11 protein-coding genes are annotated in these 10,179 nt (G+C 40.4%); 3 read left to right on the top strand and 8 right to left on the bottom strand.

Annotated features, from left to right (window positions below):
- Positions 1–374 precede the first annotated feature (374 nt).
- From yacG to ACFILY_RS06495, 4 genes are all read right to left on the bottom strand, one after another.
- Positions 375–656, bottom strand: coding sequence for a DNA gyrase inhibitor YacG (yacG, locus tag ACFILY_RS06510; protein ID WP_273790829.1), 282 nt, complete (start codon positions 654–656; stop codon positions 375–377).
- A 21-nt stretch (positions 657–677) separates the two neighbouring features.
- Complete coding sequence (locus ACFILY_RS06505; RefSeq protein ID WP_273790830.1) at positions 678–1,391, bottom strand: Maf family nucleotide pyrophosphatase; 714 nt, start codon at positions 1,389–1,391, stop codon at positions 678–680.
- A gap of 250 nt (positions 1,392–1,641) precedes the next feature.
- On the bottom strand, positions 1,642–1,860 hold the full coding sequence (gene infA, locus ACFILY_RS06500) for a translation initiation factor IF-1 (protein ID WP_004857577.1): 219 nt from the start codon (positions 1,858–1,860) through the stop codon (positions 1,642–1,644).
- A gap of 247 nt (positions 1,861–2,107) precedes the next feature.
- Positions 2,108–2,293, bottom strand: a complete 186-nt coding sequence (locus tag ACFILY_RS06495; RefSeq protein ID WP_375637696.1) for a hypothetical protein — start codon at positions 2,291–2,293, stop codon at positions 2,108–2,110.
- A gap of 1,337 nt (positions 2,294–3,630) precedes the next feature.
- On the opposite strand from ACFILY_RS06495, the gene ACFILY_RS06490 reads away from it, so the two are divergent.
- Complete coding sequence (locus tag ACFILY_RS06490) at positions 3,631–4,002, top strand: helix-turn-helix domain-containing protein (protein ID WP_375637695.1); 372 nt, start codon at positions 3,631–3,633, stop codon at positions 4,000–4,002.
- A gap of 1,615 nt (positions 4,003–5,617) precedes the next feature.
- On the opposite strand, the gene ACFILY_RS06485 is transcribed toward ACFILY_RS06490, so the two are convergent.
- The 3 genes from ACFILY_RS06485 to ACFILY_RS06475 form a co-directional block, all read right to left on the bottom strand.
- The gene (locus tag ACFILY_RS06485) at positions 5,618–5,740 is read right to left on the bottom strand and encodes a hypothetical protein (RefSeq protein WP_375637694.1); all 123 of its coding nucleotides are present in this window, start codon (positions 5,738–5,740) and stop codon (positions 5,618–5,620) included.
- Positions 5,741–6,446: 706 nt separating this feature from the next.
- Positions 6,447–7,022, bottom strand: a complete 576-nt coding sequence (locus ACFILY_RS06480; protein ID WP_375631463.1) for a disulfide bond formation protein B — start codon at positions 7,020–7,022, stop codon at positions 6,447–6,449.
- Between the two features lie 10 nt (positions 7,023–7,032).
- A complete protein-coding gene (locus tag ACFILY_RS06475) occupies positions 7,033–7,185 on the bottom strand; it encodes a DUF5993 family protein (RefSeq protein ID WP_273790835.1) in 153 nt (50 codons plus the stop codon).
- Positions 7,186–8,010: 825 nt separating this feature from the next.
- Between ACFILY_RS06475 and purE the strand changes: the two genes are divergently transcribed.
- The gene (gene purE, locus ACFILY_RS06470) at positions 8,011–8,508 is read left to right on the top strand and encodes a 5-(carboxyamino)imidazole ribonucleotide mutase (protein ID WP_273790836.1); all 498 of its coding nucleotides are present in this window, start codon (positions 8,011–8,013) and stop codon (positions 8,506–8,508) included.
- Position 8,509: 1 nt separating this feature from the next.
- Positions 8,510–9,712, top strand: a complete 1,203-nt coding sequence (locus ACFILY_RS06465) for a 5-(carboxyamino)imidazole ribonucleotide synthase (protein WP_375637693.1) — start codon at positions 8,510–8,512, stop codon at positions 9,710–9,712.
- 170 nt (positions 9,713–9,882) lie between these two features.
- Here ACFILY_RS06465 and ACFILY_RS06460 read toward each other — a convergent pair whose 3' ends face one another.
- Positions 9,883–10,044 (bottom strand): hypothetical protein, encoded by a 162-nt coding sequence (locus tag ACFILY_RS06460; RefSeq protein WP_375673298.1) that lies wholly within the window; start codon positions 10,042–10,044, stop codon positions 9,883–9,885.
- Between the last annotated feature and the right edge of the window lie 135 nt (positions 10,045–10,179).

Below are 10,179 nucleotides of genomic sequence, written 5' to 3'. Positions count from 1 at the left end.
AGCGATTTTTTATTGCCCCACCTCTTTGCACCAAAACACGCCCCCCTTCTTTTTCCTTAGCAATACTGATTAGATGATCAATTTTTTCTCACACCCTAAAAGCATCAACGACCTTCCTGCAACAAAGCACTATCGACCTTCCTGTAACAAGGCAATTTATAATTATCCATGGAAACCACTGGGGATAAGTCTTAGATATGTATTAAAACTTCCATCGTTGATTGAACTTAATCTGCGTCTTTGCGAATGACGACAATAACCAAACCGTTAATCCAGCTCTTGAATCCATTGATATAGGATAATCCCGCGCGCCTTCCTTTAGCTCCCACACAAAAAAACGCTCTGAGCGTCCTCTTCTCAAGAGGAAGCCCCCTTTATTCTTCTTCATCACTTTTCTGTGGAGGAGGCGGTAAAATATAAGAGCCTGAAAGCCAACGATTAAGATCAATGGCTCGGCACCGTGTGGAACAAAAAGGATATGAAGATTTTTGTGACATTTGACCACAAATAGGACAAGGATGCGGAGGACGGGTCTCTTTTTGCAAATTTAGCTCTTTTTGTTCTTGGCGCACCTTTGTCTTCTGCTCGTTCATTAACTTTTCTTCTGTTCCTTTTTTTTCATTTTTTTTCTCTTTTTGTTGCTTTTCACCTTGCATTGAACTTGCCTTACAGTTTTTCTAATGCGTTTCTTCAGCCCAGTGAGTGAAAAGTGGATAGTGATAAGCGATCAAGAGATCGGCTGTTTCAGCCAAAGGCAATCCCACAACATTAGAATAAGATCCCCTGATATAGACAACAAAAGCACCGGCTTTTCCTTGGATAGCGTAGCCACCCGCTTTCCCTTGCCATTCTCCTGAAGCAAGGTAAGCCTTCATCATGGCAGAGGTTAAGCGTCTAAAACGGACACGACTTTCAACCAATTTTACGGTTATTTTTCCATGTTCATTGAGCGCACAAATGGCGCCATAGACCTTATGCGAACGCCCAGAAAGGTATCGTAAACATTCATAAGCCTCATCCTCGCTTTCTGGTTTGGGGAGAATGGTCCGCCCCACAGCCACCACCGTATCAGCCGCTAAGATAATCATTTTCTGTCCAGGTAATTTTTCTTGACCATTCTGCAACTCGTCTTGACCATTCTGACTGTACCAGCGCAAAATCTCTTGGGCTTTCAGCGCTTTTTCTTTTGCCAAACGTTTGGCAAGCTTTGCAGGATGTTCTTTTAATTTTGGTGTTTCATCAATATCACTTGCATAAACCTGCTGCGGATCAATCCCTATTTGTGCCAAGAGCGCTAAACGCCTTGGCGAAGCGGAGGCAAGCACCAAATGAATTTCTTCTGTAAGAGTATCTGCCAAACGTTTTTCCCCCCACTCTCTTATATTTCTCATTTCCACCCCTTCACAATTGACTTCCCTCTCACCCCCCTTTTACGCACCCCCTTTTACGCGGCCCCTTTTTAAGCACCCCCTTTTAAGCACCATTAATCTCCTTATCCTTTTTTTGCATTGATTTTACAGTTTTTCAAGGACCTTCAAATACTTCCCTTTTTTCACTCATGAAAAGCAAACTAAAAAACTGTTAAAAAATAATAGAAATAATATGATAGCTTTTAGAAAAAAGCACAAGCCACCCACGAGGCTACTTATAGCGATATGTAATACGCCCTTTTGTCAAATCATAAGGTGTCATTTCCACCATGATTTTATCACCGGCCAACACCCGTATACGATTTTTCCGCATTCTACCAGCGGTATGGGCAATAATTTCATGATCATTTTCCAGTTTCACACGAAACATCGCGTTAGGTAAGAGTTCAGTAACGATACCAGAAAATTCTAAAACTTCTTCTTTTGACATAAACAAACATTTCCTTTACAGTGCACATATTTTGTTAAGCTGCGCGTTATTTCCAGCGTTCATACCCTATTTTCTTAAGTTTGTGAATAAAAATTCCACAAAAAGGGAAAGGTTTTTCAAGTTTACTCTCTCATGTTCTCAAAAAACATCACCTCACACCTTAAGAATCAAAACTTTCTCTCCACCAATTTTACCCGCTAATTTCCTTCAATTTTTATGATGATTTTGGTTTCAGTATGACAAGAAATTACGCTAATTTTTCCCCTAAAGCATTTTCCCAATACCTCTGACTAATCCCTCCACAACTTACAAACAATCCTCCTCCCTCCAACTTTTCCTCACCTTCCGCCTTCCACACCTTAAACATGCGCCCTTCAGATAAACACCACTCCCCACACCAAAAGCCCCCTCCTTTTTTCAAAACCTTGTCCATTCTTCACACACCATTCACAACATGCTTCACCGCCCCCCTCCACACTCTATGTATTCCCGTACACCCTTGCCCCATTTTCCCTCTCTCCACACATTTCCTCTAAGCCACTCCTTTCATTTATGTTGCTCTCCCTACCTTCGAAAACACGATTCCCATACATTGCGTATCATTAACCACAACGCCCCTAACAACATAAAGCCTTTCCTTTTTCACGAATATACGTTTTCACGCTTTTACAGATTCACAGAATAAAGCCAAATGAAACTTCCACCCCACGCCACTCTATAAACAATAGTATTAACCCAGCTTCTTGCCTAACCAATCTCCCCAAGCACTTCAGATCACCCACCCTCAAACGAGATTATTTCATCAAACGCGACAAAAAAATCCAGCCTAAAATATTCATCACACTCTAAAAAAACACGTTGATAAATTGATATGCCGGATATCACCACCCCTATAAGCTCCCCTTCTAATCATGATTTCGGAGCCGCGTGAGAGGGACAAAACAAGCCGTTAAGTTCTTGGGTCAAGGACGCCGTTAGGCGCCATGTAATGGTCTCCTTGACCTTAAGAACCTAGGATTGTTAGTCCCCTCATTAAACGCGGGTCTGATCTCATGATTTTGGTGAGCGTTCCGGAGAGTTTGAGAGGCGGAAAGCCTCTCATTAAAAAATAAAGTTTATAAATAAAAACTATTTTTATTTGCCAATCTTCTGAAATTACTTTATCACTTAAAGTGTAAGTTTGGTCGTATACGCAACGACCAATAGGGAGCTAAAAGCCCGAAAGCTTAATACATAAATTTATCCCGCATTGCGAGTATCCCGGAATTCCGGGAGATTTTGCTATGTCCAGGTGCGTTTCCGCACTAAAAGCAAAAAGCTGATTTAGGTTCAGTATTTTTGACTCCCGGAATACCAATGCGAGGGCGCTCGCAACCGGAGGGGGGCTTGAAGTGCAAACTAAAAATCCAAATTTTATCGATATTTTGATAGCAAAAAAACGCGATTTATAATCCATATTTCGCACTTTTTTAAAAAGTACCCAATCTTATAGTCTTTGAGATTATTTTGATTTTTCTTGCCAATCTCCTGAAATTACTTTATTGATAAGCACGTGTTTTTGATCGTCCACGCAACGATCAAATAGGGAGCTAAAAGCCCGAAAGCTTAATACATAAATTTATCCCGCATTGCGGGTATCCCGGAATTCCGGGAGATTTTGCTATGTCCAGGTGCGTTTCCGCACTAAAAGCAAAAAGCTGATTAAGCTCAGTACTTTTAGACTCCCGGAATACCAATGCGAGGGCGCTCGCAACCGGAGGGGGGCTTGAAGTGCAAACCAAAAATCCAAATTTTATCGACATTTTGATAGGCAAAAGAATTCGTCAAAGAAGAATTGCCATGAGGCTTTCTCAAAAAGCATTAGGAAACTATTTAGGCGTCAGTTTCCAACAAATCCAAAAATATGAAAAAGGCTTCAATCGTGTAAGCGCAGGGTGTTTACTCAAAATCGCCCAAAAACTACAAGTTCCCATGAGCTTTTTTTATGCAGACATTGTGACAAAAGAAGATGTCTCAGTAGAAAAAAATGCCTCACACTATGATCAAGAAACATACAGCGAAAAAGAACATTCACTTTTGAAAAATTTTAGAGAGCTCCAGCCGAAAAAACAAAAAGCAATCTTGTGGTTGATTTCTGATTAAGCAAAAGCGCACACAAAGCATAAATCCTCCGCATCATTTTACATTTTACGGATCAACGTTTTGATGCTTCTCCACATTTACAGAAAGCAGCCAAATGAAACTTTCAAATTCCCCTCGCACCACTTTGTAAACATAGGTTTGTCAACAATACAGCTTCTTGCCTAGCCAATCTCCCCCAAGCACTTCAGATCACAACACCACAAAGAATGATGTTGCATCAAACGCGACAGATACGTCCTATTTTAAAATATTCTTGCCCCTTCGCTATCCTAAAGTAAGATCACACAAAGCACCGGTCAATCTCACTTCAAAAGCAACTTTCCCCACCCCCTCTCTCCTCTCTGGTCAACACACCCGCCTCTTCATCCCAACTTCCCCTCCCTCGCTTCATCCCAGCTTACCACTCCATTCACAGAAACTCTTTCCCCATTTATCTCACCACATTCCATGCCATGCCAAAAGCATACACAATGCTCAAATCCTCTACTCCTTTTTCACGAATATACGTTTTCACGCTTTTACAGATTCACAGAATAAAGCCAAATGAAACTTCCACCCCACGCCACTCTATAAACAATAGTATTAACCCAGCTTCTTGCCTAGCCAATCTCCCCCAAGCACTTCAGATCACCACCCTCAAACGAGATTATTTCATCAAACGCGACAGATACGTCCTATTTTAAAATATTCTTGCCCCTTCGCTATCCTAAAGTAAGATCACACAAAGCACCGGTCAATCTCACTTCAAAAGCAACTTTCCCCACCCCCTCTCTCCTCTCTGGTCAACACACCCGCCTCTTCATCCCAACTCCCCCTCCCTCGCTTCATCCCAACTCCCCCTTCCCTTCATAAACTCTTCACCCCCACACCCTCCTCTCTCGTCAACACCCCCACCTCTTCATCCCCACACTCTCTTCTCCTCTCTCCTCAACACCCCCGCCTCTTCACCCCACCCCCTCTATTCTCTCCACATTCCATGCCATGATAAAATCATACACCACGCATAAAGTCCCAGCTTCCTTTTTTACATATTTCCGTTTTTACGCTTTTACGTATTTACAGAAAGCAGAAAATCTGTAAAAAATGCATTACACAATAACGTATTCAACAACTGTCATTAAAATCTCGCCTCCCTTTTCATCTAAATCCCCCCTATTTTCACTTAAATCATAGATATAAACTGCCCTATTATTTGTATTGACCAGCATAAAATTTTTCGACAAATTCTAGCCATCAAAAGGGGTTGTAAAAAGCATTTTACGACTTTTAAAAGAATTTTTATTTACATCCAGTGCTTTTTGTAACGTAGAAGAGTACATTTAATTAATTGACTATAAGAAAGTTTGAGATGAGAGAAGCTTTTCGTTTTTCTCATTCAACATTCGCAACGATAACTTATCCTTATAAGTCAATATTTTTTCGTAATATAAAACGCACCAAAAGGAATAGACTTGCGTTGCATATTCACACGCTTATTTTAAAGAAAGATCTCTCAACGCTCGTCACACCCATTTTGCAAAACGCCGCCCGTAAAGGAATGGTTAAAGCCCCCATGAAGTGTATAAAATCCTTTCAGCCCCCTTATCTTTACGCTTATGGAGAAACAAGTTTACGCTTATGGAAGAACGAGGCTGGCATCATCACAAAAACTCTGCCAGCTCCCAATGTTGCAGACAGCCTTCGGTTCAAGAGACTCTTCATTAAAGGCATGCCTTTCTTGTACAGTTTTGCCCCACATGCCCCCCGCTTATGATGTACAAGCAAGTAATTTTAATTGATTTAATATAAGAGAACTGGTGATGAGAAATTTTTATTATATTCAGCGAAGTGCTTTATGTTAAAAATGGTTATTTATCATTATAAATCAATATATTAATAAAAAAAGAGGCATCATCAAGACGCTTACCTTTTTCTCAAAAAAGGCTTCACACTGAAAGAAAACATCTAAAAGTTAGATAAAAAAAAAGGTTTGCCTCTAATAAACAAACCTCTCCAGAAAATTATTCACATAACTTTCAAAATTTTAAATTAATCCCTCTAGAAGCAATAAAAACACTTTAGAAGCACCAAAATGAATACAAAAACTTATTTAACACAATGTTACGAAAAATCAAGAACAAAAAATTTTTATCGTTAATGCTCTAAAAAACGAGGCTTCTTAACCCACGTGGCTCAGCAGTCCGGGGCTTCTCTACAAACGCCTCCAAGCCAATCAATCCCTTCATCTCTCTCAAAAGACAGCATAAAAGGTGCACAGTACAAATCTTCGCTAAAAAAATATCAATCGCCAGCGCTCATAAAAGCCAGCGTTAGTATAAAAGATCAGATTATCGAACAATCTTGCTAAAATGTCTTCCCAATAAATAAAAAAGAAGCGGATTTTTAAATATTCCGCCTCTTTAACAATAAAAATTACGATGAGGGATTATTAAACAAATTCGAAACTATGAAGGGAACCAACTTGATAACAACTCATACCTTACAGGATCATCGGCACATTGCCCACCACCACATTCCAGTATGGTAGAAATCAAATTTGCCGCAATCAAAAATACAAATAAGAAACTTGCTGCTTTACTCAAGACTGGAAAAGGAGAAAATTCTTTGAACTTGTGTGCCAATTCGCCTAAAATCATGACAAATGAGACAGCAAAGATACAAAGGACAGAAATAATGAAAGCCCAAGTATAAAAATGCAATCCAAAGAACGTTGAACCATATCCTAAATCATCGGGTGTGATATGCAAAAACACTTGTCGTGCTGCCACAGCACTGGTTACCATACAACCGAGAATAACCATACCATAATGGGTATTTTTCACCTTATGGTGAATATTGAGCAAGAACCCACAACCTGCCAGTATCAATCCAACGCGCTGCAGCAAACAAAGGGGACAAGGTAACTCAAACTTTACCAATTGATAATAAAAAGCCACCACCAAGACAATGGATAACCCAAAGAGTCCTAGCGTATTCATAAAGATGACGAAGTGAGGGTTTTTTTGTTCAACATGTTCCATGGCTATTCTCTCAAAAAGATAAATTTAAAGTAGAAGTTGCGTGATGATTGAAAGTGAGAAGAATGACAACGAATAAAATTGCCCACAAAGCATAACTTATATTTTTTTTACCACACATAGTCGTTACAGCAGTACCTAAAGCGATTAAAAATGGAAGAAACATAGCTTTTAAATCTCCTTTACATCCGTTGTTTAACTCTTATTTATTTCAGCATTCACCATATTACAAAATTGGGCAAAAAAGAGACCATGGATTTATTATTCACAATTCGTCATTCGCGATTGATATTGCCATTATATTTAAGGGAAAAAACGATATAATCGCTAAGAAACAGATCGCAACAAAAGCGTTAAAAGCACAAAAGCGTTGATTATTCGCTTCCCCTTAATATCAGCCATTGTTAAATATATATTGACAATTATAAAGATTATATCCCCCCACTCACAAAAGAATCACTTGAACAACAAAATAAATAGGCTTTGAAATCGAGAGATATACATCTCTTTATTTCTCAAAAGAATATCCTTATTTCTCAAAAGAATATCCTCACTTTGCAACGCATTTTCGCCATAAAAATCTCTTTTTCTCATAAGCAATGTTTCAAATTGCAACAGATTTTATATCATATGGTGATCTTGTTTATTTTAGCAAATAAAAAGTAAGACATTTTTTTAAAAAACTTATAATCAATGTATTTTTCCCAATATATTTTTCCCTTTTACAATGCCGCAAGCTTAACAGCCTCATGGATCCAACACCACCCCTTAACACCTCTCCTCAAAATTCATCTCCCCCCAAAAAAAGAAGTGCTTCATGCCTTCAATACTTTAGTTTTTCATCTCTTGGTCTCCCCCTTTAAATTTTTAGCTTTCCACCTTATTTGAAAAATAACTGTTTCTCTGTCATCAATTGGCTTTGCAAAGAGAATATAAAACTTTAAAAAAATAATGATAAAGAATCGCATTGAACCTTTGAAAAGGATAGTGAATGATGAAAAAATCATGTGATGTCGCGATTTTAATGGGGAGCCAATCGGATTGGCAAACGATGTGCCATAGTGCAGATATTTTGACGAGTCTTGGTATTTCTCATAGTTCGCATATTGTCTCAGCACACCGAACTCCTGAACGCCTTTATCAATTTGCAAAAGAAGCAAAAGAAGCAGGGTTTAAAGTTTTAATTGCCGGAGCGGGGGGTGCAGCGCATCTTCCAGGTATGTTAGCAGCCCTTACTCCTCTTCCTGTTTTTGGCGTTCCAGTGCATTCTCATTCTCTTTCTGGTCAAGATTCTTTGCTTTCAATCGTGCAAATGCCAGCAGGGATACCCGTTGGCACATTAGCAATTGGCAAAGCAGGCGCAATTAATGCAGCACTTTTAGCCGCAGCCGTTATGGCCGTTTATGACCATGATCTCGCCCAACGATTAGAAGATTGGCGTCAACAACAAACAGCCAATGTCGCCCAAACGCCTGTAACGGAGGTTTAAAATGGCACCGTTTTTCAACGCCCCCTCAGCCAACGCCGCCCCCTCAGCCAACACTACTCTCTCCTCCAACGCCACCCCTTCAGCCAACGCCACTCTCTCCTCCAACGCCACTCCCTCCACCATGTTACCTCCAGGCAGCGTCATTGGTTTAATCGGGGGCGGACAATTAGCACGGATGCTCGCCATAGCGGCCGCAGAATTAGGATTTCGAACCGTTATTTTTTGCCCTGAGGCCGATTGCCCAGCCGCTCAAACAGCAAACAACCATATTGTTTCCTCCTATGACGATACATCAGCTTTAGATCATTTTATTTCTCAATGTGATGTTGTCAGCTATGAATTTGAAAATCTTTCTCTTCAAACGGTTCAATATGTAGAAAAGAGTAAGCCTGTTTATCCTTCTTCCAAAGCATTAGAGATCACACAAGATCGACTTTTTGAGAAGCAATTTTTGCGTGATCAAGGGATTGGCACCGCGTCATGGCACGCTATTGACAATTCTTCTTCTCTTCTTTCCGCTCTTGATACTTTAGGCGGACGTGGTCTTTTAAAGACGCGTCGTTTTGGTTATGACGGAAAAAACCAGATCAAGCTTGATCACCCCAATGAACAAACCCTTGACGAAGCCTTAAGGACTTTTCAGGAACAGCCTTGTATTTTGGAAGAAATAGTTCCTTTTTTATCGGAAATTTCGGTTCTTTCTGCCCGCACAAAACAAGGGGAACATATTTTTTATGATTGCCCTGAAAACCAACACAAACACGGAATTCTTCATAAATCCTTTGTTCCATCCCATATACCACTTGACGTGCAAAAAGCAGCTCAAGAAATCAGCTTAACAGTCATGGATGCCCTCGATTATGTTGGTGTTCTTTGTATTGAGTTTTTTGTCTTAACGGATGGTCATCTTTTAGTGAATGAATTAGCGCCGCGTGTCCATAATTCTGGTCATTGGACACAAAAGGCATGCATAACTTCACAATTTGAACAGCATATCCGTGCTATTTGCGGACTTCCCTTAGGCAGTCCCTATCGCCATAGCGATTGCCAAATGACCAATCTTCTTGGTAACAATTTTAGCACGTTAAAATATTTTCTGAAGCAAGAGCACACCTCGATCCATTTATATGGCAAAAGCACTGTTCACCCCCACCGCAAAATGGGGCACGTCATCCAATTATTGGGACCAGCCAACAAATCTTAAGCCCACATACATACAAATGCTTTTTCACACTATCTCCCAATGAACTGAAAAAACAAAGCTTCACCCCACACCGATATCCCGCGGCTTCAACAGCGCCCCTAACCTTTTAATTCGCCCCTGAAAGGGCGTGAAGCCCTCCTACAAGCTCCTTCTCTTCCATGCCCCCACCCTCAAAGATACAAAACCACACCAATCAACAATCCAACAGCTCCCCTTCCTTTTCTCAAAAATATCCCCCCACGGCTAAAAACAATCCACCAGCCCCCAAGTTCATCACCCCTCCACCTTCCACCGCATAAATATTCCCCCATAACAAAAGCTTCACCCCACACCGATATCCCGCGGCTTCAACAGCGCCCCTAACCTTTTAATTCGCCCTGAAAGGGCGTAAAGCCCTCCTACAAGCTCCTTCTCTTCCATGCCCCCACCCTCAAAGATACAAAACCACACCAATCAACAATCCAACA

Origin of the sequence: Bartonella sp. CL25QHWL (assembly GCF_042195335.1) — a bacterium.
Classification (GTDB): Bacteria; Pseudomonadota; Alphaproteobacteria; order Rhizobiales; family Rhizobiaceae; genus Bartonella.
The sequence above is the reverse complement of the archived record's forward strand: the minus strand, read 5'-3'. Positions and strand labels throughout refer to the sequence as shown.

Bases quoted from the DNA above. Each gene is read 5' to 3' on its own strand.
- yacG (WP_273790829.1), bottom strand. From the start codon at position 656: ATGCAAGGTGAAAAGCAACAAAAAGAGAAAAAAAATGAAAAAAAAGGA.
- ACFILY_RS06485 (WP_375637694.1), bottom strand. From the start codon at position 5,740: ATGTGGGGCAAAACTGTACAAGAAAGGCATGCCTTTAATGAAGAGTCT.
- ACFILY_RS06480 (WP_375631463.1), bottom strand. From the start codon at position 7,022: ATGGAACATGTTGAACAAAAAAACCCTCACTTCGTCATCTTTATGAAT.
- ACFILY_RS06495 (WP_375637696.1), bottom strand. From the start codon at position 2,293: ATGGACAAGGTTTTGAAAAAAGGAGGGGGCTTTTGGTGTGGGGAGTGG.
- infA (WP_004857577.1), bottom strand. From the start codon at position 1,860: ATGTCAAAAGAAGAAGTTTTAGAATTTTCTGGTATCGTTACTGAACTC.
- ACFILY_RS06505 (WP_273790830.1), bottom strand. From the start codon at position 1,391: ATGAGAAATATAAGAGAGTGGGGGGAAAAACGTTTGGCAGATACTCTT.
- ACFILY_RS06465 (WP_375637693.1), top strand. From the start codon at position 8,510: ATGGCACCGTTTTTCAACGCCCCCTCAGCCAACGCCGCCCCCTCAGCC.
- purE (WP_273790836.1), top strand. From the start codon at position 8,011: ATGATGAAAAAATCATGTGATGTCGCGATTTTAATGGGGAGCCAATCG.
- ACFILY_RS06475 (WP_273790835.1), bottom strand. From the start codon at position 7,185: ATGTTTCTTCCATTTTTAATCGCTTTAGGTACTGCTGTAACGACTATG.